Annotated in this window: 20 protein-coding genes and 2 pseudogenes; 12 read left to right on the forward strand and 10 right to left on the reverse strand. The window is 62.4% G+C overall.

The genetic code is table 11. The annotated features are described in order from the left end of the window. Nucleotides 1-2: 2 nt before the first annotated feature. Together istB and istA are read right to left on the reverse strand one after the other, a co-directional pair. A complete protein-coding gene (gene istB / locus UP09_RS23790; RefSeq protein ID WP_044536175.1) occupies nt 3-866 on the reverse strand; it encodes an IS21-like element helper ATPase IstB in 864 nt (287 codons plus the stop codon). Next, a pseudogene (gene istA, locus UP09_RS23795) lies at nt 796-2,365 on the reverse strand (IS21 family transposase). Before istA ends, istB begins: the two are co-directional and overlap by 71 nt. Nucleotides 2,366-2,686: 321 nt before the next feature. Here istA and UP09_RS23800 point away from each other — a divergent pair. Then, on the forward strand, nt 2,687-2,944 hold the full coding sequence (locus UP09_RS23800; RefSeq protein ID WP_156164749.1) for a hypothetical protein: 258 nt from the start codon (nt 2,687-2,689) through the stop codon (nt 2,942-2,944). Continuing rightward, nucleotides 2,941-3,318, forward strand: a complete 378-nt coding sequence (locus UP09_RS23805) for a hypothetical protein (protein WP_044540741.1) — start codon at nt 2,941-2,943, stop codon at nt 3,316-3,318. Before UP09_RS23800 ends, UP09_RS23805 begins: the two co-directional genes overlap by 4 nt. A 1,090-nt stretch (nt 3,319-4,408) precedes the next feature. Here UP09_RS23805 and UP09_RS37745 read toward each other — a convergent pair. Beyond that, nucleotides 4,409-4,705, reverse strand: coding sequence for a hypothetical protein (locus UP09_RS37745; protein WP_156164750.1), 297 nt, complete (start codon nt 4,703-4,705; stop codon nt 4,409-4,411). 330 nt (nt 4,706-5,035) lie between these two features. Beyond that, nucleotides 5,036-6,250, reverse strand: coding sequence for a tyrosine-type recombinase/integrase (locus tag UP09_RS23825; protein WP_156164751.1), 1,215 nt, complete (start codon nt 6,248-6,250; stop codon nt 5,036-5,038). Nucleotides 6,251-6,459: 209 nt separating this feature from the next. On the opposite strand from UP09_RS23825, the gene UP09_RS23830 reads away from it, so the two are divergent. Both UP09_RS23830 and UP09_RS23835 read left to right on the forward strand, forming a co-directional pair. Further along, nucleotides 6,460-7,251: a hypothetical protein gene (locus UP09_RS23830; protein ID WP_044540745.1), complete on the forward strand. Its 792-nt coding sequence runs from the start codon at nt 6,460-6,462 to the stop codon at nt 7,249-7,251. Between the two features lie 172 nt (nt 7,252-7,423). Next, nucleotides 7,424-7,825 (forward strand): hypothetical protein, encoded by a 402-nt coding sequence (locus UP09_RS23835; RefSeq protein WP_044540746.1) that lies wholly within the window; start codon nt 7,424-7,426, stop codon nt 7,823-7,825. A gap of 151 nt (nt 7,826-7,976) precedes the next feature. Here the strand turns inward: UP09_RS23835 and leuB are convergent, their stop codons facing one another. Then, nucleotides 7,977-9,089, reverse strand: a complete 1,113-nt coding sequence (leuB, locus tag UP09_RS23840) for a 3-isopropylmalate dehydrogenase (RefSeq protein WP_044540747.1) — start codon at nt 9,087-9,089, stop codon at nt 7,977-7,979. Between the two features lie 328 nt (nt 9,090-9,417). On the opposite strand from leuB, the gene UP09_RS23845 reads away from it, so the two are divergent. Further along, a complete protein-coding gene (locus UP09_RS23845; protein ID WP_044540749.1) occupies nt 9,418-10,596 on the forward strand; it encodes a YbfB/YjiJ family MFS transporter in 1,179 nt (392 codons plus the stop codon). Between the two features lie 121 nt (nt 10,597-10,717). Here UP09_RS23845 and UP09_RS23850 read toward each other — a convergent pair whose 3' ends face one another. The 3 genes from UP09_RS23850 to UP09_RS23860 all read right to left on the reverse strand — a co-directional run bounded on the left by UP09_RS23850 (nt 10,718) and on the right by UP09_RS23860 (nt 12,893). Then, nucleotides 10,718-11,503, reverse strand: a complete 786-nt coding sequence (locus UP09_RS23850) for a molybdopterin-dependent oxidoreductase (RefSeq protein WP_044540750.1) — start codon at nt 11,501-11,503, stop codon at nt 10,718-10,720. Nucleotides 11,504-11,512: 9 nt separating this feature from the next. Beyond that, nucleotides 11,513-12,145 carry a cytochrome b/b6 domain-containing protein gene (locus UP09_RS23855; RefSeq protein WP_044540751.1) on the reverse strand — a complete coding sequence of 211 codons (633 nt, stop codon included), beginning with the start codon at nt 12,143-12,145 and terminating at the stop codon, nt 11,513-11,515. Between the two features lie 193 nt (nt 12,146-12,338). Next, nucleotides 12,339-12,893: a fasciclin domain-containing protein gene (locus tag UP09_RS23860; RefSeq protein WP_044540752.1), complete on the reverse strand. Its 555-nt coding sequence runs from the start codon at nt 12,891-12,893 to the stop codon at nt 12,339-12,341. A 324-nt stretch (nt 12,894-13,217) separates the two neighbouring features. Between UP09_RS23860 and UP09_RS23865 the strand changes: the two genes are divergently transcribed. Then, nucleotides 13,218-14,618 (forward strand): MFS transporter, encoded by a 1,401-nt coding sequence (locus UP09_RS23865; RefSeq protein ID WP_044540753.1) that lies wholly within the window; start codon nt 13,218-13,220, stop codon nt 14,616-14,618. A gap of 197 nt (nt 14,619-14,815) precedes the next feature. On the opposite strand, the gene UP09_RS23870 is transcribed toward UP09_RS23865, so the two are convergent. Then, on the reverse strand, nt 14,816-15,577 hold the full coding sequence (locus tag UP09_RS23870; protein ID WP_044540754.1) for an SDR family oxidoreductase: 762 nt from the start codon (nt 15,575-15,577) through the stop codon (nt 14,816-14,818). A gap of 86 nt (nt 15,578-15,663) precedes the next feature. Here UP09_RS23870 and UP09_RS23875 point away from each other — a divergent pair, with 86 nt between their 5' ends. Both UP09_RS23875 and UP09_RS23880 read left to right on the forward strand, forming a co-directional pair. Beyond that, nucleotides 15,664-17,193: a malonate--CoA ligase gene (locus tag UP09_RS23875; RefSeq protein WP_044540755.1), complete on the forward strand. Its 1,530-nt coding sequence runs from the start codon at nt 15,664-15,666 to the stop codon at nt 17,191-17,193. A 14-nt stretch (nt 17,194-17,207) separates the two neighbouring features. Continuing rightward, complete coding sequence (locus UP09_RS23880) at nt 17,208-17,690, forward strand: DUF3658 domain-containing protein (RefSeq protein ID WP_044540756.1); 483 nt, start codon at nt 17,208-17,210, stop codon at nt 17,688-17,690. An 8-nt stretch (nt 17,691-17,698) separates the two neighbouring features. Here the strand turns inward: UP09_RS23880 and UP09_RS39045 are convergent. Beyond that, nucleotides 17,699-17,848 (reverse strand): annotated as a pseudogene (locus tag UP09_RS39045) (sulfite exporter TauE/SafE family protein); the annotation flags it as partial. Here UP09_RS39045 and UP09_RS23890 point away from each other — a divergent pair. The 4 genes from UP09_RS23890 to sdhA all read left to right on the forward strand — a co-directional run bounded on the left by UP09_RS23890 (nt 17,820) and on the right by sdhA (nt 21,056). Beyond that, nucleotides 17,820-18,359, forward strand: a complete 540-nt coding sequence (locus tag UP09_RS23890; RefSeq protein WP_082070254.1) for a LysR substrate-binding domain-containing protein — start codon at nt 17,820-17,822, stop codon at nt 18,357-18,359. The pseudogene UP09_RS39045 and the gene UP09_RS23890 sit on opposite strands and share 29 nt — an antisense overlap. A 64-nt stretch (nt 18,360-18,423) precedes the next feature. After that, nucleotides 18,424-18,822: a succinate dehydrogenase, cytochrome b556 subunit gene (gene sdhC, locus UP09_RS23895; RefSeq protein WP_044540759.1), complete on the forward strand. Its 399-nt coding sequence runs from the start codon at nt 18,424-18,426 to the stop codon at nt 18,820-18,822. A 14-nt stretch (nt 18,823-18,836) separates the two neighbouring features. Next, nucleotides 18,837-19,211, forward strand: a complete 375-nt coding sequence (gene sdhD, locus UP09_RS23900) for a succinate dehydrogenase, hydrophobic membrane anchor protein (RefSeq protein WP_082070255.1) — start codon at nt 18,837-18,839, stop codon at nt 19,209-19,211. A 3-nt stretch (nt 19,212-19,214) separates the two neighbouring features. Beyond that, nucleotides 19,215-21,056 carry a succinate dehydrogenase flavoprotein subunit gene (gene sdhA, locus UP09_RS23905; RefSeq protein ID WP_044540761.1) on the forward strand — a complete coding sequence of 614 codons (1,842 nt, stop codon included), beginning with the start codon at nt 19,215-19,217 and terminating at the stop codon, nt 21,054-21,056. Nucleotides 21,057-21,072 lie beyond the last annotated feature (16 nt).

Consider the following 21,072-nt stretch of genomic DNA (forward strand, 5'->3'; position numbering starts at 1 on the left):
TGTCAATCGGCGTTCAAATTTGACCCCGCATCGGCGTCCAATTTTGACCCCTTTGGGCGACGGGTTTTGGCGGTAGCGCTCGCGCCGTCGGAGCTGGTCGGGGTTGCGGAGACGGTGCGAGCGCGGGTTGCGTGATCGTCGTCGCGGCTCTTGAAGCGCCAACTGTCGTTGCCGGTCTCGACGATATCGCAATGGTGAGTCAGACGATCGAGCAGCGCGGTGGTCATCTTTGCGTCGCCAAATACGCTGGGCCATTCCCCGAAGGATAGGTTGGTGGTGACGACGATCGACGTGCGCTCGTAGAGCCGGCTGACGAGATGGAACAGTAGCTGGCCGCCGGATTGAGCAAACGGAAGGTAGCCGAGTTCGTCGAGGACAATGAAGTCCATCCGGGTCAGATGCTCGGCGATGCGACCCTGCCGTCCATTGCGGGTCTCGATCTCCAGGCGATTGACGAGGTCGACTACGTTGTAGAAGCGGCCGCGGGCACCAGATCGGATGCAGCTTCTGGCGATGGCGATGGCCATATGTGTTTTGCCGGTGCCGGTACCGCCGACCAGGACGGCGTTACGTTGCTGGGCGATGAAGCCGCCGCCGGCGAGATCATTGACCAGCGTCTGGTTGATAGGAGTGCCCTCGAACTGGAAGTCCTCAAGGTCCTTGGCCAGCGGCAGTTTGGCGATGGTGAGCTGGTACTTGATCGAGCGCGCCTGCTTCTCGTTGATCTCGGCGTTGAGCAGGTCGCCGACAATGCGTTGAGGTTCGTGCTGGCGTTTGACAGCGGTCGCCATGATCTCATCGAAGGCGGCCTTCATGCCGTAGAGCTTGAGCTCGCTCATGAGGTCGAACAGTTGAGTACGTTCCATCAGATGGTTCTCCTGAGGTTGTCGTAACGGGCACAGTCGGCGATCGGGGCATGGCGCAATGTCAGCGCAGCCGGGGTGAGGATGTTGGCCGGTGGCGCAGGATCACGCTGGCGGGCCAGGATGTTGAGCACGACATCGGCGGAATGAACGCCGTGAGTGATCGCCTCGGCGCAGGCGGCTTCGACGGCCGGCAAGCCGTCGGTCAGAACTGCGTTGAGGATGTCGACCATCTGCCGATTGCCATCGTCGGCGCTGGCGAGCTTGCGCCGTACACGTTCGATCGCGGCCGGCAGTACCCAGTCCTTGAAGGGAGCGCCGTTGCGCAAGGCACCGGGTTTGCGAGCCAGCACCGGCACGTAATGCCAGGGATCGTAGACGGTATCGCCGCGGCCGAACGAGCGAGCATGCTCGGCAACGATGCGCCCGTCCTGGCGGATCACAATGCGGTCGGCGTAGGCGTGAACCTCGACAGGCCGCCCGACAGCGCTGGCCGTGACCGAGTATTTGTTGTTGTCGAAACGCACCAGACAGGTCTTCGAGACCGACGCCGGCACCGCGTGGAATCCGTCGAACCGGCCGGCATAGGGAACGAGCTTCGGTCGCTCAGCTTCGAACACCTCCCAGACCGTCTGTTCGATCAGTTCCGGATGCCGGTGCGCTTTGGCGTAGGCGATGCACTTGTCCAACAGCCACGCGTTCAACTCGTTGAGGGTTTTGAACCGCAGCCGTGGCGTGAAGAAGCGCTCCCGGACAAGTCCGACCTGGTTCTCGACCTGACCCTTCTCCCAGCCCGACGCTGGCGTGCAGGCAACCGGATCGACCAGGTAGTGGCTGCACATCTGCATGAAGCGGCGATTGTAGAGACGCCCTTTGCCGACGAAGATGGTCTCCACCGCCGTCTTCATGTTGTCGTAGATGCCGCGTCCGCAGGTGCCCTTGAACAGAGCAAATGCCCGGTCGTGGGCGTCGAACACCATCTCCTGTGTCTCGCGCGGATAGCACCGCACAAACAGCATCCGGCTGTGACAGAGCCGGACATGGGCGGCCTTCACGATCACCGTTACGCCATTGAGCAGGACGACCTCGTGGCTCCAGTCGAACTGATAGGCTTCCCCAGGCGCAAAGCTCAGCGGGACATAGGCTGCAGCCGTCGATTGCCCACGCTCTTGGCTCCACCGCCTGGCGTAACGCCGAACGGTATCGTAACCGCCATCATAGCCGCGCCCGCGCAGCTCTTCGAAGATCCGGATCAACGTCAACTGTTCGCGAGCAGCCTTAGCTGCGTTCCCCGCAAGCAATCCGTCGAGCTCCGCTGCCCATCGTCCCAGCTTCGGCCGCGGTTGGACAACACGCTCGTACTCGAATGAGGTCTCTCCCGACCTCAGCACCTTCCGGACCGTGTTCCGCGACACCTTCAGGTCCCGGGCGATCTCCTTGATCGTCTTGCCCTTGATGAAGTGTTCGCGCCGTATCCGGGCAATTGTCTCCACGACCAGCATCCCCGACCACCTGCTTCATTACAAAGCAGGCAGCGCAACAGACCAACCTGTAGGGGGTCAATTTTGGACGCCGATCCCCCGGCTTAGGGGGTCAATATTGCAGGCCGAATGACACTGGACCGACTGGATCAACTCGGCGAGAGATTGGCTTAAACACCCAACGCCGCAATGGGGCGATGAGTGGTCGATCGACGAGATGTCTGCACGGATCATGATCTTGCGCGCCATCACGAAGTTCAGTTTTGCCTATCACGAGAGTTCGCGACGAATGGAAGCTTTCCGAGATGCAGGCGTCCCGTCACCGCCGGACGAGGAGCGGGAATGAATATGAAGATTGAAGGCGAGCCGTTGAAGCGCTGGCGCGTGAACTACGGCGGTGAGCACGTCGCGGACTGCGACACTGCGGCGGAGGCATGGGAAGAGTATCGGCGCTATGAGCAGAACATCCGACCCGTGACCGATCGCGACAAGCGATATAGCTACGACTACTTCGATGGCCGGAAGAAGTTGGACATCGTGCAATTCCGGAATGCAGTGCAGGCTGAGAAGCGTGCGGGCAATGAGGGCAAAGAGAAATGAAAGTCGCCGCCGCTCTCGTGATGCTCGCGATCTCCGCCACGTCCGCAAACGCGACTGATCTCACGTGTGCCGGCACCATGAACACCTATCAGCCCAAGCGAGTTGAAGCCACAATCGAGCCGGGAGCTACGGTCGTCGATCTTGCAGCCCGGCACATTGTCACACCTATCGGCGACTTCGACATCACTTCCGTTTCGCAAGGGTCAATCTCTTTTGGGGGCGACAACACTCCTAGCTATCGGGGCCTAACAGTTTTCGGGACGCTCGACCGAGTGAGTGGGCACATGACCGTGTTCTGGCGCAAGCCGGGGGATGCCGCGCACGCGGCAATGTACGCGGAGTTGAACTGTTCAACAGCCAAGAGGCTGTTCTAAGCGGGCGCGACCGCAGCACGAGGGATGAACCGGGGACTGTGATCATGCGGGTAATCAGCGCAGGAATATTGCGCCGTGCCCTCGGTGTAACCAGCCGGCGGACGGTGAAGAGCCACGCCTGCCCGATGGCTACAAAACCGAATTCGACAAAGAGGGCTGACAGTCATTAGCAAGCGGCCCAACTGGAAACGTCGCTTCAATGATCCGATCATTCTCCCGGCTCGTAACCCTGCTCGACGCCGCGAACTACGCGACCGCGCTTCCGAAGAAAGAGGCCGACAGCTTCTAATGGCAGGCCGCGATTGAAGCCTTGATCCTCGTAGCGTACAGCCGGACCGGGCCAACGATGCTGGCGCACATCGGCGTCATGAAGGCCCTCAACAGGCACGTGGAGCGCGTCTTCAATCCCGATCGCAAAGACCACCATTGGGGAAAGCGTAAGATTGCCCGTGACCGTTAGGCAGCCACGAGATCGCCGCGATCTGGGTGCACATAGCTTCCATTCATCGGGTGTCCCAAGCACCAAATTTTGTTTTCAAAACCGAGGTATTAAAATGCGACAGACAGCTTACTTTGAGGCATTTGACTATGAAGGCCGTTGGTATGGCACGGCCACGCACGCAGCGATCATGAAGGCCCGCCTACTGCCCGATCTCCGCAATGCGCTCCCCGGACGTGAGAGCTTTGGCGGCGCGGACGGTTGGGCGTGCAAATCAGCCCTCGCGAAGAGCATCGGCCTCTAACGGTTTCTTCACCGCTGCCGACGACACTCCGCCCCGGGCCGCGTAGCGTATTAGGCCCAGAGCCGTCGCGCCGTTCTCAACCCGGTAGCGGCGGCTTTCGTTTGTTTAGCAGCCTCGCTCAGCGGCCTATCACGCTTAAAGGTCAGACGGTTCCGGCGGCTGAAAACTATTGGCTGCTTGGCTGCCGAGATCACAACCACATTGGTTGCAAGAATGTCGTCTTGTGCCGTCTCCATCCAGCGTTGTCTTCACGCTGACTAGATCATCGCACACAGAACATCGCTTTGACAAAAGACTGTTAGGGTCTAATCCAAACTCTTCTCTTCGATCTGTCACGAGCAATGATCCTAAGAAGCGGCCCGCGATGACATAAGCCGACGGCCCGCAGGCGTTATGCCGCTAAAGTAGATGCCTACTGAAACTTCGGGATCGGAAAGCTGACCTGTACCGATATAGCCATGCCTTGCGAGCGACACGAGGCAATTATGGATTTGCTCCCAATCGTAGCCCGGTATGATGTCCATCGGATTTTCAACGCGCATGCCAGCGATGGTTGGCTGGACGAGCACGCTATCTCCGGGCTCTAAACGAACTTCTATCTTAGATAGTTGTGCGAGAACCAACGATGCGAGCTTCTGATCCATGGCATTCAACCCCGACGACCCCTGTGGCCTCTACGATCGAGTGCGGTCCGGGCCTTTGTGCGGCGAACGACAAGTTGTCCCCAATTTAATTTCTCCTGCCGTTAATCAAGCGACACAATCGTTGTTACCCCTCGTGACCACACACATCGCGTAGCAAGTTAGCTTTCTACTAGAGGGGCAACGATGAACAGTCCTCGCGGTCTATGCCCGAAGTGCGACGGCAAGCGCATCTTCAACGGGAAAGACTGTACTGTCTGCGGTGGCACTGGCTTCGTTGCAACCATCGTCGATAGTGATGACGAACCGCCGAAACCGCACGGCGACCGACCGTCAAGACGCCGAGACTAGCGTCCCCATGACGTAGTCGCTCCACGCTTGAAGCATCGGGCGCAGTGCCTTCAATTGATCGTCCCTGTCATAGCGTTCATATGCCGCATCGGTCGCGGTGCGTCCGGCCGCGTGCGCCTTGGCAAGCTCGCGAAGGTCTTTCGGATAGCCGTCTGCCTTGGCCCATGACGTGAACGACGTGCGGAAGCCATGCACCGTGAGGCCGCTGCGGAGCGCGCCGAGCTTGTCGTTCAAGGCGGACTTGTGCATCTCACCGAAGGTCAGGCCGGATGATTTGCGCGGCCCCAGCAAAGCCAGTGCAGCGGGCGAGAGCGGAACGGCATGCTCTTCGCCTTCCTTCATTGATCGCTCTTCACGACCGCCGGGGATGATCCAAGCGTTGCCTACGATCTCGCTCCAGTCGGACAAGCGAGCTTCCGCGTTGCGCGCTACCGTCAAGATCGCGAAGGCGAGCGCACGCGCGGCGGCCGATTTGTCAGTCACAAGCTCCGCCATGAATGCCGGAACGTCACCATGGTTCATCGCGGGCCGGTGCACGGTCTTGGGCGCGGCCGGGATCAGTTGCCCGATGATCTCCTTACGGGCCGGGTTCGGGCCATCGGCGCGAGCGCCCTTCGCGACGGCGTGAGAGATCACGAGCCCGATACGAACGCGCATCTTGTCGGCATTGGCGAGCGCATCGCCCCAGCGGGTTCGCAATTCGGTCTCAACGTCCGTGTGCGTGATCTCATCCGTCCACATCTTGCCGAGCCTGCCGTCTTTGAGGCGTCGATAGTTGCGTGGCTCGCTGCTCTTCACCTTCCACTCTGACGACTTCAACGTGATGAAGCTCTCGACGACATCAGCGAAGCGCATGCGCTTTCCCGTGGCCCCTTGGGCCGATGGGCGCGCATCGCTCTTCACGGGCTCGACAGGTGCGTCAGCGGAGTTGATGACGGCGAGGCCCCGGCGCGGGATACGATGTTCGTACCGCTTCGCCGCGAAGGCGTTGCGTGCGTTGCGTGCGGCGCTCAGGCTCATCCCGTGGTGATAGCTGCCGAGGCTTGTTGACCGAAAACTTACCCCGTCTCTGAATTTGTAAATCCACAGCGCCGAGCCGCCCCTGATCTTTAGAGAAAGGCTGGCACCGTCCGACAAGGTCTGATCCGTGCCGCTGCCAATGGCTTTAGTGATCTCGGCCGGGCTGAGGTTGCCCATGGGGAAAGGCTCCGTGTGTACCCACTTCTGTACCCACAATATGCCTTCCAGCCTGATCCAACAAGAGCCGACATGAGAAATCAGACCCTCTATAAACCCTTGGTAAATCGCGAATTATACTGGATCACACCAGCTCATATAGGAAAGCTTAAATTTTCTATGCGAGAAAGCCCATCAAGACAACGTTAGCGTTACCGTCGAGCGTTTTGATGCGTCTGTTTCGGGCCGATCGGGCCGCTCCCCACCATACGAGAATTCCCTCGGCGCTGACGAGCTTCGTCGACGAGGTCTACGCCACGCTGTCCCGGCTGTTTGCCTACGGCGCCGCACTGGCGCTGTTCGGTGTTACAGGGGTCTATCTATGGCAGCAGCTGCCGGACGCAACTGCGATGGAGCCCTCGGCCGCGAGCTGGAGCCTGGCCAGCCGCTCGGCGCCGGCCTTTGCCGTGAGCCAGCTCGATCTGCGCGATAAAACAGAGGCTTACGAGATTTTCCGGCATCCCGAGGGCGGCCGCAAGGACGTTTTCCGCTGGACCGATATCGAGCATAGGCCGTCCGCCGAGTTGGACATCTACCGCCCCGGCGGCGAGACCGTGGAACCTGCGACCGCCTCGATCGCGGCGCAGCTCGATCCGGGCGGCGCGGATGCGCTCGAAGCCGCAGGGATCATCGACAGCAAGTTCGGCAGCGTCGCGCTGCTGCGCCCCGTTGCGCGGGATGGCGGCCGCTCCTGTCTCGGCTTTCTCAAGCAGGTCGACGCGCCGAATGTCCGGATTTCCGGCTGGACTTGCCAGGGCGCCGGCCTGCCGGCGCAGCGCGCGGCGATCAGCTGCATGCTCAACCGGCTGACCCTGCTGACCGCGGGCAATGACCCGAAGCTGGCCGAGATGTTTGCGCATGCCGAGCTGAGACGCACGGACTGTGCCTCCTCCGGCCCGCCCGCGCTGTCATCGGACTGGGTCATGGGCAGCGAAAACCCGCGGATGCGCGGTGCGCTTTGATGGCGATACCGTGGCAAGACACTGGTTTTCATGAAACTTTTGCGCTTCGGGCCGCATTATGTCAGGCGGTGTGGCGCAATTGACCTAGTGACGGCCCGCCCGCCACGGCTACAATGTGTTTAACTGATTTTGGCGACGCGCCAGCCCAACGGGCCGTACTGACGAGGACACGATGACCTTCAATTTTCCTGCCGCGAACAAGCTCGTGGTGTTGCTTGCCGCGGCTGCCGTCACCGCAACCGCGTTCGGCATGACCTCGGCCAGCGCCCAAACCCCGACCAAGCGCGACCAGCAGCAATATGACCGCGACGGTCGGCGCTACTACGGCGCGCAGGGGCCGAACCGCGTCTACCAGCAGGGCCCCCGGACCCGCGTCTACGTCACCACGCGCTCATGGCTCGATGCCGGCGTCGAAGTACAGCCCGGCGACCGCAAGTTCAGCGACTATGCGTTCCCGCCGGAGGTGGGCTATCCGTCGTTCGCGCGCGAGAACAACAACCGCCCGATCGATCGCCAGCCGCTCAGCCCGCCGTCTGATCTCGGCGGCTATCCGCGGACGTTCCCGCTGTACTGAGAAGTCAAACTACCAGCTGACATGGAAATGGCCGGGCATGTCCCGGCCATTTTTGTTTCACCGTCATTCCGGGGCTCGCGAAGCGAGAACCCGGAATCTCGAGATTCCGGGTTCGATGCTTCGCATCGCCCCGGAATGACGGCAGAAAACTTTACGCGTGCAGCTTCTGCAATTCCTTCAAAATCGCATCGCCCATCTGCGTCGTGCTGGCAGCGGTCATCCCTTCCGACTTGATGTCGGCCGTGCGCAATCCGCTGGCGAGCACCGCTGCAATCGCGGCATCGACCTTGTCGGCGAGATCGCCCATGTCGAACGAATAGCGCAGCGCCATGCCGAACGATGAAATCATCGCGATCGGGTTGGCGAGGCCCTTGCCGGCAATGTCGGGCGCCGAGCCGTGCACCGGCTCGAACAGCGAGCGGCGCTTCTTGGTCTTGGCGTCGACTTTGCCGAGCGAGGCCGACGGCAGCATGCCGAGCGAGCCGGTCAGCATCGCCGCGATATCGGACAGCATGTCGCCGAACAGATTGTCTGTGACGATGACGTCGAACTGCTTGGGCGCCTTCACCAGGTTCATGCCGCCGGAATCGGCGAGCTGGTGCTCCAGCGTGACATCCTGGTATTCGCGCGCATGGACCTGGGTCATGACCTCGTTCCAAAGCACGCCCGACTTCATGACGTTGCGCTTTTCCATCGACGTCACCTTGTTGCGGCGCTTGCGCGCCAGCTCGAAGGCGACGCGGCCGATGCGCTCGATCTCGTAGGTGTCGTAGACCTGGGTGTCGATCGCGCGCTTCTGGCCGTTGCCGATATCGGTGATGGTCTTCGGCTCGCCGAAATAGACACCGCCGGTGAGCTCGCGCACGATCATGATGTCGAGGCCTTCGACCGCCTCGCGCTTCAGGCTGGAAGCATCGGCCAGCGCCGGATAGCACACCGCCGGACGCAGATTGGCGAACAGCTCAAGATCCTTGCGCAGCCGCAGCAGACCGGCCTCGGGGCGCACCTCGTAGGGCACGCTGTCCCACTTGGGGCCGCCGACCGCGCCGAAGATCACGGCGTCGGCCGCGACAGCCTTCGCCATGTCGCCTTCGGAGATCGCCACCTTGTGCGCGTCATAGGCCGAGCCGCCGACCAGCCCCTGCTCGGTCTCGAATGACGCGATTCCCTGCGCATTCAGCCAGTCGATCACGCGCTGGACCTCGGCCATCACTTCGGGGCCGATACCGTCGCCGGGGAGAAGCAGCAGTTTATGGGTCGCCATGGGTCTATCACCTTGTCCAACTCGTCATGTCCGGTCTCGTGCCGGGCATCCACGTCGTCCGCCTCAACCGGGGCAAGGCGTGGATGGCCGGGACAAGCCCGGCCATGACGACCAATTTCGTTGCGGGCGAGTGCTAAAACGCCCGGGACGGATTGGCAAGGCACCCCCGACGCGCCCCAGACGTCAGGAAATACCAAGTCACATGCCAAGCGGCACCCGCGCCCCCTGATCGGGTCTGATTGCCCGTTTCGCAAGACAGTGTTGCCGCCCAAGGCGCTGGGCAGGACCGCTACGGCCTGCCACAATACCGGCATTGCCGGAGTGATTTGTGCGAGCCCCCTCCCCGTCTTACGCGCATCCTGCGCGGCTGATCCTTATTCTGTCGCTGGCACCGACCGTAGGCCTCGGCATCGGCCGCTTTGCCTATTCGCTTGTTCTGCCGGACATGCGCGAAGCGCTTGTCTGGTCTTACTCGGCCGCCGGCTTCATGAACACGATCAATGCCGCCGGCTATCTGATCGGCGCACTGGTCGCCTCGCGCGTGATCCAGCGGTTTGGGCTCGTGACATCGGTGCGCTGGTCGACGCTCGCCTGCGTAGCGTCGTTGGCGCTATCGGCCATGTCGGGCAATTTCGTCGTGCTGAGCTTTGCCCGCCTGCTGGTCGGCTTCGCCGCCGCGCTCGGGTTTGTCGGCGGCGGCGCGCTTGCGGCGACCATTGCACAGTCGCGGCCCGAACGTGCGAACTTCCTGCTCAGCCTGTTCTATGCCGGGCCCGGCATCGGCATCCTCTTGTCGGGACTGATCGCGCCGTTCGTATTGCAGGGCTTTGGCGCGGGCTCGTGGTGGATCGTGTGGTGGGCGATGACGCTGCTCTCGGTCATGATGATCGTGCCGCTGCTGCTCGCACCGTTCCAGGCGGATACCGCGACCAGCGGCATCGTCCGGACAAAATTCGCCGTCACCCCGGTCCTGATCTACCTCACCGGCTATTTCCTGTTCGGTGCCGGCTACATCGCCTACATGACCTTCATGATCGCCTATGTCCGCGACAGCGGCGGCGGAGCCGCGGCACAGAGCGCGTTCTGGAGCCTGATCGGCGTCAGTGCCTTTGCGACGCCCTGGGTCTGGCGGCGCGTGCTGGCGCTCGACCGTGGCGGGCTCGCCACCACGATCATCCTTGGCGTCAACGCGCTCGGCGCGAGCCTGCCGATCTTCGGCCATTCGCCGCTGTTGCTCGCGATCTCGGCGCTGGTGTTCGGCGTTGCATTCTTTGCGGTGGTCCGCTCGACCACCGCCTTCGTCCGCTTCAACTACCCGCCGGAGTCCTGGCCCACGGCAATCGCCGCGATGACCATCGCCTTCGGCATCGGCCAGACGCTCGGCCCGATCGTGGTCGGCGCCATCACCGACGCGGTCGGCAATTTGTCGGTCGCGCTGAATGTTTCGGCCGCGATGCTGGCGCTGGGCGCGGTGCTGTCGCTGTTTCAGAGGAAGGTCGGGCCGTAAGAAAGGTTGTCATTCCGGGGCTCGCGAAGCGAGAGCCCGGAATCCATCGCGGAGCGAGCTATGCGGTTAGATGGATTCCGGGCCCGCGCCTGACGGCGCGTCCCGGAATGACGAGGAGAGCTCAGCTCCCGCTGAACGAATTGTATCCCTGGTCTTCCCAGTAGCCGCCCTTGTAGTCGTTGGTGACTTCCATCGAGAGCACGTATTTCGGGTTCTTGAAGCCGAGTTTCGTGGGCACGCGGATCTTCATCGGGAAGCCGTAGGCGCGCGGCAGGATCTCGTCGGCGAACTTGAACGTCATCTGGGTTTGCGGATGCAACGCGGTGCGCATGTCCAGCGGCGAATTGTAGCCGTCCTTGTCGCCGCACTGGAACCAGACGTATTTCGCGCGTGTGTCGGCACCGACCAGCTTGAGGAAATCGCGCAACGGCGTGCCGGTCCAGCTGCCGATCGCGCTCCAGCCCTCGACGCAGATGTGGCGCGTGACCTGCTTCACCTGCGGCAGCTTGTAGAGCTCATCCAGCATCCACGGCTTCTTGTTCTCGACCAGCCCGCGCACCTCCAGCTTCCAGTCCGCGCCCGCGATTTCGGGCGCGTCGTCGAGATCGTAATAGGCGTTGAACGGAAACGGCTTGGTGATCATGCTCTCGGGGAAGGTCGGTGCCAGCGCATCCGGATTGAACATCCAGGCCTGCACAGCGTCGTTGAACTTCGAGACCTTCTTCAGCAGTTCCTCCGCCGACGAGCTGTCGATCACATCGCAGCCGCTCAGCAGCGTCAGCGCGCCGAGGCTCGCCCCTGTCGTGATGAAGCGGCGACGTGTCGGATCCGGCATCGCCTTCACGGCGTCGCGGACGAGCAGGCTCTTGTCGACACCGGGGATTAGCAACTTGCGAAGACGTCCCATGTTGGCCTCCTAGCGTCCGATGATCATGGCGCGCAGGCTCTTTGGCACCAGGACCGCGAGCGCGACATGAATCACCAGGAAGGCGACGATCAGCGCCATGCAGGTGAAGTGAACGTAACGGGCGATGTCGTAACCGCCGAACAGTGCACTCAGCCAGTACAGTTGCACCGGCTTCCACATCGACAGGCCCGACAGCACGATGACGATTCCGACGACGATGATGCCGGCATAGAGCAGCTTCTGCACCGAATTGTACTTGCTGAGGTCGCCATGCGACAGCTTGAGGGTCAGCGCGGCCTTGGCATCAGAAATCACGCCGCCCGGCGTGATCGGCAGCAATTTGCGGCGGAAGCGGCCGGTGATGAAGCCGAGGACCAGATAGATCAGGCCGTTGACCATCAAGAGCCACATCGCGGCGAAGTGCCACAGCAGCGCGCCGCCGAGCCAGCTGCCCAGCGTGATGCTCGAGGAGAAGGTGAAATTGAACAGCGGCGAGGCGTTGTAGATCTGCCAGCCCGACATGATCATCAGGACCATGGCGACCGCATTGGTCCAGTGCAGCACGCGCACCCACGTCGGCTGGATCACCTTCGCTGGCGTCGAGGTATCTGCATGGTCGTCGCTGACGGCAAGGCTCGACATGGCGCTCTCTCGGGCTTTCTCTGATCGAGGTCGTTACCGGGTTATACGCCGGGAACCGGGAGTCCGTTACAGGATCGCAGGCTATCAGTTCGAGGTACGCCACCTTTCGCGGTCACAAAAATGCGAGCCGGGAGGGGGTCCCCGGCTCGCGGTTTCGCATGTCCTGTTGGGGACTAAACAGGGCTCTCAGGTGTTACGACGCCGGCATCAGCACGGTGTCGATCACATGGATGACGCCGTTCGACTGGTTGACGTTCGAGATCGTCACCATCGCGGTGCCGCCCTTGGCATCGACGATCCAGACCTTGCCGTCCTGCTTCTTCACGGTGAGTTCCTCGCCTTCGACGGTCTTGAGCTTCTTGCCGTCGGAGAGGTCGGATGCCTCGAGCTTGCCGGGCACCACATGGTAGGTGAGGATCTTGGTCAGGGTCGCCTTGTTCTCCGGCTTCACGAGATTGTCGACGGTCCCGGCCGGCAGCTTGCCGAATGCCGCATTGGTCGGCGCGAACACCGTGAACGGGCCTTTGCTCTCCAGCGTATCGACCAGGCCAGCGGCCTTCACCGCGGCGACGAGGGTGGTGTGATCCTTCGAATTGACGGCGTTCTGGACGATGTTCTTGGACGGGAACATCGCGGCGCCGCCGACCATCACGGTCTTTTCCTCGGCGCGCGCGGGCGCGACGATGGTGGCTGTGATCGCAAGCGCGCTGAAGGCGGCGGCGGACAGAATTGCAATACGCTTCGACATGGTTTCGTCTCCCGATGATTGGGCTGACCGGCGGAGTTCCGCCAGCGATGTTGGGGGCAACAACGACACGGGGTGAATGGTGGCTCGCGTCGCAGTGTCCCAATTACGGGAGGGCTTACGCGCGGTTTCGCCGGAAACTTTAACGTGATGCGTGAAACTAATGTCGGACGCGCCCGTGGAGGGTTGTTCGCGCCTGTGCCCTGAGCAGCGGCGTGCGCCAGCGACGCTGCGCCGCCGCGAGCAATTTGCTTGCCGACCTTTTCTGATTGGTTCAGCTTGAGTTCCGATGTTGCCGTCAACGAGCGGCAGCGACGGGGGGCGACCATGAGCAGCATCACGGCGGATGGACATTCCGCGCCTGCGGTGGACCAGGCAGCCAGCGACGTCGGCCCGCTCGAGCAACAACATCTGCAACATGCCAATTACCGTGCAGTGGCCAGTGGCACGGAGGTGACGAAAACGCATTGGCACATCGCCATCGCCAACGCGCTCGGCTGGGGCTTTGACGGCATGGACGGCGTGATCTTCGCGCTGGTGGCCCCGATGGTGATCAAGGAATTTGCGCTGACCCTGCCGGAATTTCGCTCGGGCATGCAGATCGCGCTCTTCATCGGCATTGCGGGCCTCTATTTCTGGCCGTGGCTGGCGGATCGGTTCGGCCGGCGCACGCTGCTCGCCGTCAACATCGCGCTGTTCTCGCTCCTGATGCCGGTTGCGGCGCTGTCGCCGACCTTTGCGATTTTCGTGATGGCGCGCTCGCTGCTGTTCTTCGCACTCAATGGCGAATGGTCGCTCGGCTCGATGCTGGTGGCCGAGACCTGGCCGGCCCGGCTGCGCGGGCGGGTGATCAGCATCACGCGATCGGCCTGGTGCCTCGGCGCCACGCTCGCCGGCGCCATCACCGGACTTGTCGCCGCCAAGTTCGGTTGGCGTGCTGCGGTGATGGTGCCCGGCGTGATCGCGCTGCTCGCGATCTATATCCGTTCCACCTGTCCGGAATCGCCCCATTGGGTGCGCGCACAGGACCGCAAGCGGCGCATCTCGGAGACGTTGGCGCGCGGCGGCACGGTCAGCACTGAGGACAGCGCCTGGTTCGGCAAGGCCAAATCGGTTGGCATCCGCCAGGTGTTCATGCCCGACGTGCTGCCCGCAACCCTGGTCGCGCTGTTCGTGGCCTGCGCCAGCACCTGCATTTACGGCACGGTCGGCGCCTGGATGCCGCTTTATCTGTCGACCGAGAAGCACTGGTCGACGACGGAATATAGCCTGTTCTACGTGTTCTATGGCCTTTGCGGCTTCCTCGGATTGTGCACGGTCGGTTGGCTGATCGACAAGATCGGTCGCCGGCGCACCTTCATCATCACGCTGATCGAAGGCGCGGTCTTCATGACGCTCTGGGTCTATTCCGAGGACCGCATCTGGCTTTGGACGTTCGGGCTGCTCTGGTGTCTCGGCTTCCTCGGCTTCTGGGGGCCGAGCACGACGCTAACAGCCGAAGTGTTCCCGACACGCATCCGCGGCGCGGCCAACGGCGTGGTCTGGGCGATCGCCTACTTCGTCGGCTTCGTGCTGTTCCCCTTCGTCAGCATCGCGCTCCAGCAGCACACCGGCTCGTTCGCGCTGTCGTTCCTCTGCATCCCCGTGCTGATGATCGCGATGGCGATCGGTGTCTATTTGTTCGTGCCCGAGCATGCCGGCAAGGAATTGAACGAGATCATCGAGTGATCCGGCCTACTCGGCGTGACCAACCACGCTGTCGTCCCGGCCAAGCGAAGCGCGAGCCGGGACCCATAACCACGAATACCCGTTTTGCGAAGGCTGTGGCCCCAGCGTGCCGCAACAATGGATATCGGTGGTTATGGGTCCCTGCTCCCGTGCGCAATTGCGCACTAGGCAGGGACGACCCGTTGAGGGAGTGGAGGTTAATCCCGATTATGCGGCGTCTGAATGAACCCGCGGTTATGCGTCGGGCTGATCAGGATCTCGTTCATGCAGACGCGCGCGGGCATGCCGGCAACGAAGGCGATGGTACGGCCGCAATCCTCGGGCTGCAGCATTTTTGCTTGTTCGGCTTCGCTCGGCACGACAGGCCGTAATTTCAGGATCGGGGTTGCGACCTCGCCCGGCGACAGGCAGCAGGCGCGCAAGCCGTTGACGCATTCGTCCATGTTGAAGGAGTGGGTCAGCGCCAGCACCGCGTGCTTGGTCGTGGTGTAAGCCGGCCCGGGCATCTTCGAGACGTGCCGGCCGGCCCATGAGGCGACGTTGATAATGCAGCCGTCCTGTTGCTTGCGCATCGTCGGCAGCACGGCACGCATGCAATAGAGCACGCCGTTGAGGTTGACCTCGACCAGCTTGTCCCAGCCCTCCAGTTCCATATCGGCCCAGCTTCGCTTCGGCACATTGATGCCGGCGCTGTTGACCAAAAGGTCGATGCGGCCGTGTTTGGCGACGATTGCCTCGGCCGCCTTGTTGACGTCGGCCTTGTTGCTGACGTCGAGCGGGATGGCCTCCGCCTTGCCGCCCTTTTTCGTGATGTTGGCCACCACCCGATCCAGCTCTTCCTTGCGGCGGCCGGAGACCACCACCGTCCAGCCGTCCACTGCCAGGAATTCCGCCCCGGATTCGCCGATTCCGGTGCCGCCGCCGGTGACCCAGGCCACGCGTTTCCCATGATTTGTCATGCAAACTGTCTCCGTTGCTTTCCGAAGGGCGTTTTTGCTAATCCAACCGGAGTTTTCCGGCTCTTTCGCCCCTCTCGGGATGTTGCATGAACATGACGACCAACGCCAACCTGTTTTCCCGCCTGTTCGACGGCCTCGACAACCCCTCGCGGCTCGCGATCGAGCAACTCGACGGCAGCCATATTTCTTATGGCGACCTGATCGCGCGCGCCGGCCAGATGGCGAACGTGCTGGTTAACAGGGGCGTCAAGCCGGGCGATCGCGTCGCAGCACAGACCGAGAAATCGGTCTCCGGCCTCGTGCTCTATCTCGCCACCGTGCGGGCCGGCGGCGTCTATCTGCCGCTCAATACCGCCTATACACTCAATGAGCTCGAATACTTCATCACCGACGCCGAGCCGGCGCTGGTGGTCTGCGATCCCTCGAAATTCGATGGCATCACCGTGATTGCCACCAAGGTGAATGCGAAGGTCGAGACGCTCGATTCGACCGGCAAGGGTTCGCTGACGGACGCGGCCGACACATCGAACAAGGACTTCGCGACCGTTGCGCGCGGCAATGATGACCTTGCCGCGATCCTCTATACGTCAGGCACCACCGGCCGTTCCAAGGGCGCGATGCTGTCCCACGACAATCTCGCATCGAACTCGTATTCGCTGGTCGACTACTGGCATTTCACCGACAAGGACGTGCTGATTCACGCGCTGCCGATCTACCACACCCACGGCCTGTTCGTCGCGAGCAACGTCACGCTGTTCGCGCGGGCCTCGATGATCTTCCTGCCGAAGTTCGATCCGGACCTGATCGTGAAGCTGATGGCGCGCGCGACCGTGATGATGGGCGTGCCGACCTTCTACACCCGTCTGTTGCAGAACCCCGGCCTGAACAAGGACGCGACGAAGCACATGCGGCTGTTCATCTCGGGCTCCGCGCCGCTGCTGGCCGACACCCACCGCGAATGGTCTGCCCGCACCGGCCACGCCGTGCTCGAGCGCTACGGCATGACCGAAACCAACATGAACACCTCCAACCCCTATGATGGCGAGCGCGTACCCGGCGCGGTCGGCCGCGCGCTGCCCGGCGTCTCCGTGCGCGTCACCGATCCGGAAACCGGCAAGGAGCTCGCGCCGGAAACCATCGGCATGATCGAGGTCAAGGGCCCGAACGTCTTCCAGGGCTACTGGCGGATGCCGGAAAAGACCAAAGCCGAGTTCCGCGGCGACGGCTTCTTCATCACCGGCGACCTCGGCAAGATCGATGGCAAGGGCTACGTCCACATCCTCGGCCGCGGCAAGGATCTGGTGATCTCCGGCGGCTTCAACGTCTACCCAAAGGAAATCGAGAGCGAGATCGACGCCATGCCCGGCGTGATCGAGTGCGCCGTGATCGGCGTGCCCCACGCCGATTTCGGCGAGGGCGTGACCGCGGTCGTAGTCTGTACCAAGGGCGCCGATGTCAACGAAGCGTCGGTGCTGAAGACGCTCGACGGACGGTTGGCCAAATTCAAGATGCCCAAGCGCGTCTTCGTCGTCGACGAATTGCCGCGCAACGCGATGGGCAAGGTACAGAAGAACATTTTGCGCGAGACGTATAAGGATATTTATTCGAAGGGGTAGGAGCGTGTGGCCTCATGAACCGGGAACAGGCGGAAGAGATTCTTGATCATTTAATCTTGGCCGCGCGCGAACTCGACGAAGCGAAAGCAGCTGCGGCTATTCTTGAGGACCGAGACGCAGACGTCGCGTCTCTCAACGCGGTTGTCATTCGGCTCAGCTCCGAACTGCTCGATACGATTTTTGAACGCTTTCCCGATTTGGTTCCGTTTAGCGAGTTCCCGGAAATCAGCAGCTCGCTCCGGTGGGACCAGGTTCAACTTCCACCAACGGTATCCGAGGCTCAGGTCGATGAGATCGTCTCGTCGGTCATTGTGCGCCAATGGCGAAAGATGGCCCGCATTGTCGGGGACGCGGTCAAGCGCGGCGGAGCGCTCGATCTCAAAATTCCTGACGAAGTCTTTGCTGCCCGCATTCAGCTCCTAGTCGACGTCGGCCGCTGCGAGTGCCAGGGCGATCTACGCAAGTGGCGCCATAGCGAAGTCAGGTTGAAGAATTAGTGCGGCCGCTATTGGCCGCCGACGAGGCTGAGCACGAACCGACCGCCGACGATGAAGGGTAGATCCCGAACCCCACCTCGAGCGCGCTTTGACAATGCGTGAGCAAGCTTCACGCCGCGCGGCTCAGCGATGAGCGTGGTCGGCATCACCAGCAACGCCCGATCAGCCAGACGTCTTGCGAATACGAGGGCGCCGCGGCGCATCGCCGACGGCGCGAAGACGGGCCGCAGATTCCGCATATCCGCTCGGCTCTGGATGAATGGCCTCGACGCGGTGGTTGGTGCAGTGCGGTATCGTGCAGGCATCCAGCGTGTGTCGTCATGGCAGATGCAGGACGGCCTCGTCGCGGGCGGCTTGCAGCGTCTGCTCATCGACCATGAGTTGGCGCCGATACCACTGCACCTGATCTCCCAGCCGTCGCGGCTCGCGTCGCCTAACATCAGGGCAATCGTCGATTATCTGGCCGAGCGGGGGAGCAGCCTCGACACCTTTGAGGCCGTTCCGCGAAATCGATCTCTAAACAAAGAATTCGTGTTCACTTCTTTGTTCAATCATCGCTTCGTCTGGTATACCAGCCTGCGGATCAACCTGATTTCGGCTGCGCTAACAATGAACTTCGGTTCGACCGAAGGCTATTTGGCCGTTGCGCGGACTGGTTCGACTCCGTAAATAGAATTTATCTACCGCGTTCCCCGATGGGCCGGCCGCGGCCCCACAAAACACAAAGCCGCCGATGACCGCCAGGATCGAACGACCGCTTTCGCCTCACTTACAGACCTATCGCTGGACCCTGACGATGGCGCTGTCCATCGTCCACCGCGCCACCGGCGTGGCGCTCTATTTCGGCACCCTGCTGCTGGCCTGGTGGCTGATTGCAGCCGCCTCCGGCCCCACCGCCTACGCCAATGTCCAGGCCTTCACCGGCAGCGTGATCGGCAAGCTGATCGTGTTCGGCTATACATGGGCGCTGATGCACCACCTCTGCAGCGGCATCCGACATTTCGTCTGGGATCTCGGCTACGGCTTCAAGGCCAATGAGCGCGAGGCGCTGACCTGGGGCGCGCTGGTCGCCGGCATCGCGCTGACCGTGCTGGTCTGGATCATTGCCTATGCTGTTGGAGGCGGACGATGAGCGGCCCCTCCTCGATGCGCACGCCGCTGGCGCGCGTCCGCAATCTCGGCGCCTCGCACAGCGGTACGGGCGACTTCTGGCGCCAGCGCCTCACGGCGGTGGCCATGGTGCTGCTGATCGTGCCCGTCATCACCGTCGTGATCATGCTGATCGGCCGCAACCAGGCTGGCGCCAAGCTGATCCTCGGCTCGCTGCCGATCGCCATTATCCTGCTGCTCTTCATCATCGCCAGCGCCTGGCACATGAAGATCGGCATGCAGGTCGTGATCGAAGACTACGTGCATAGCGAGAAGCTGAAGATCGCGAGCGTGATGGCCAACAACTTCTTCTGCTTCGTGGTCGCCCTGGCCTCGATCTACGCAATCCTCAAATTGTCGTCGGGAGTATAATCGATGGCCGGTGAAGGAAACGGCAAGGCCACCAACGGCAGTGGTCCGGCCACGAACGGCAAGGCATACCCGATCCAGGATCACACCTACGATGTCGTCGTGGTCGGCGCCGGCGGCGCGGGCCTGCGCGCCGTGGTCGGCTGCTCGGAAGCGGGTCTTCGCACCGCCTGCATCACCAAGGTGTTTCCGACCCGCTCGCACACGGTTGCGGCGCAGGGCGGCATCTCGGCCTCGCTCGGCAACATGCATCCGGACGACTGGCGCTGGCACATGTACGACACCGTGAAGGGGTCGGACTGGCTCGGCGACCAGGATGCGATCGAATACATGGTGCGCAACGCGCCCGACGCAGTCTACGAGCTCGAGCATTGGGGCGTGCCGTTCTCGCGCACCGAGGATGGCAAGATCTATCAGCGCCCGTTCGGCGGCATGACGCTGGATTACGGCAAGGGCCAGGCGCAACGCACCTGCGCCGCGGCCGACCGCACCGGTCACGCGATGCTGCACACGATGTACGGCCAGTCGCTGCGCCATGCGGCCGAGTTCTTCATCGAATTCTTCGCCATCGACCTGATCATGGACGATCAGGGCACCTGCCGCGGCGTGATCGCGCTCAAGCTCGACGACGGCACGCTGCATCGCTTCCGCGCCCAGACCACGATCCTGGCGACCGGCGGCTATGGCCGCGCCTACGCCTCCTGCACCTCGGCGCACACCTGCACCGGCGACGGCGGCGGCATGGTGCTGCGCGCCGGCCTGCCGATGCAGGACATGGAGTTCGTCCAGTTCCACCCGACCGGCATCTACGGCTCGGGTTGCCTCGTCACCGAGGGCGCGCGCGGCGAAGGCGGCTATCTCGTCAATTCCGAGGGCGAGCGCTTCATGGAGCGCTACGCGCCATCAGCCAAGGACCTCGCCTCGCGCGACGTCGTCTCGCGCGCGATGACGATCGAGATCCGCGAAGGCCGCGGCGTCGGCAAGAAGAAGGATCACATCTTCCTGCACCTCGACCACCTCGATCCGAAGGTGCTGCATGAGCGGCTGCCGGGCATCTCCGAATCGGCGAAGATCTTCGCCAATGTCGACGTCACCCGCGAACCGATCCCGATCGTGCCGACTGTGCACTACAACATGGGCGGCATCGCCACCAACTACCACGCCGAGGTGCTGACCAAGCGCAACGGCGACGACAATTCGGTGGTGCCGGGCCTGATGGCGATCGGCGAAGCGGCCTGCGTCTCGGTGCATGGCGCCAACCGCCTCGGCTCCAACTCGCTGATCGACCTGGTCGTGTTCGGCCGCGCGGCGGCGCTGCGGCTCGCCGACAAGCTGACCGCGAACGCCAAGCAGCCGGAGCTGCCGCAGGATTCCGCCGACCTCGCGCTCGGCCGGCTCGATCACTTCCGCCATGCCTCCGGCGGCACGCCGACCGCGAAGCTGCGCGACAGCATGCAGCACGTGATGCAGAACAATTGCGCGGTGTTCCGTACCGGCGATTTGCTGCAGGAAGGCCAGAACCTGATCCACAAGGTCTATGGCGGCATCGGTGACGTGTCGGTCTCCGATCGCTCGCTGGTGTGGAACTCGGATCTGGTCGAGACCCTCGAATTCGACAATCTGATCGTGCAGGCGGTCGTGACGATGGATTCGGCGGCCAACCGCACCGAAAGCCGCGGCGCGCATGCCCGCGAGGACTTCGCCGCGCGCGACGACAAAAACTGGATGAAGCACACGCTGGCGTGGATCGATGCTGGCGGCAAGACCGCGATCGACTACCGTCCGGTGCACGATTACACGATGACCAACGACGTGCAGTACATCCCGCCGAAGGCGCGGGTCTACTGAGCGGGTCTACCGAAAA

The organism is Bradyrhizobium sp. LTSP885, from assembly GCF_000938305.1.
Lineage (GTDB): Bacteria > Pseudomonadota > Alphaproteobacteria > Rhizobiales > Xanthobacteraceae > Bradyrhizobium.

Excerpts from the sequence above, each read along its gene's own strand:
- istB (WP_044536175.1), bottom strand. The coding sequence starts at position 866 with ATGGAACGTACTCAACTGTTCGACCTCATGAGCGAGCTCAAGCTCTAC.
- UP09_RS23800 (WP_156164749.1), top strand. The coding sequence starts at position 2,687 with ATGAATATGAAGATTGAAGGCGAGCCGTTGAAGCGCTGGCGCGTGAAC.
- UP09_RS23805 (WP_044540741.1), top strand. The coding sequence starts at position 2,941 with ATGAAAGTCGCCGCCGCTCTCGTGATGCTCGCGATCTCCGCCACGTCC.
- UP09_RS37745 (WP_156164750.1), bottom strand. The coding sequence starts at position 4,705 with ATGGATCAGAAGCTCGCATCGTTGGTTCTCGCACAACTATCTAAGATA.
- UP09_RS23825 (WP_156164751.1), bottom strand. The coding sequence starts at position 6,250 with ATGGGCAACCTCAGCCCGGCCGAGATCACTAAAGCCATTGGCAGCGGC.
- UP09_RS23830 (WP_044540745.1), top strand. The coding sequence starts at position 6,460 with ATGCGTCTGTTTCGGGCCGATCGGGCCGCTCCCCACCATACGAGAATT.
- UP09_RS23835 (WP_044540746.1), top strand. The coding sequence starts at position 7,424 with ATGACCTTCAATTTTCCTGCCGCGAACAAGCTCGTGGTGTTGCTTGCC.
- leuB (WP_044540747.1), bottom strand. The coding sequence starts at position 9,089 with ATGGCGACCCATAAACTGCTGCTTCTCCCCGGCGACGGTATCGGCCCC.
- UP09_RS23850 (WP_044540750.1), bottom strand. The coding sequence starts at position 11,503 with ATGGGACGTCTTCGCAAGTTGCTAATCCCCGGTGTCGACAAGAGCCTG.
- UP09_RS23855 (WP_044540751.1), bottom strand. The coding sequence starts at position 12,145 with ATGTCGAGCCTTGCCGTCAGCGACGACCATGCAGATACCTCGACGCCA.
- UP09_RS23860 (WP_044540752.1), bottom strand. The coding sequence starts at position 12,893 with ATGTCGAAGCGTATTGCAATTCTGTCCGCCGCCGCCTTCAGCGCGCTT.
- UP09_RS23865 (WP_044540753.1), top strand. The coding sequence starts at position 13,218 with ATGAGCAGCATCACGGCGGATGGACATTCCGCGCCTGCGGTGGACCAG.
- UP09_RS23870 (WP_044540754.1), bottom strand. The coding sequence starts at position 15,577 with ATGACAAATCATGGGAAACGCGTGGCCTGGGTCACCGGCGGCGGCACC.
- UP09_RS23875 (WP_044540755.1), top strand. The coding sequence starts at position 15,664 with ATGAACATGACGACCAACGCCAACCTGTTTTCCCGCCTGTTCGACGGC.
- UP09_RS23880 (WP_044540756.1), top strand. The coding sequence starts at position 17,208 with ATGAACCGGGAACAGGCGGAAGAGATTCTTGATCATTTAATCTTGGCC.
- UP09_RS23890 (WP_082070254.1), top strand. The coding sequence starts at position 17,820 with ATGAGCGTGGTCGGCATCACCAGCAACGCCCGATCAGCCAGACGTCTT.
- sdhC (WP_044540759.1), top strand. The coding sequence starts at position 18,424 with ATGACCGCCAGGATCGAACGACCGCTTTCGCCTCACTTACAGACCTAT.
- sdhD (WP_082070255.1), top strand. The coding sequence starts at position 18,837 with ATGCGCACGCCGCTGGCGCGCGTCCGCAATCTCGGCGCCTCGCACAGC.
- sdhA (WP_044540761.1), top strand. The coding sequence starts at position 19,215 with ATGGCCGGTGAAGGAAACGGCAAGGCCACCAACGGCAGTGGTCCGGCC.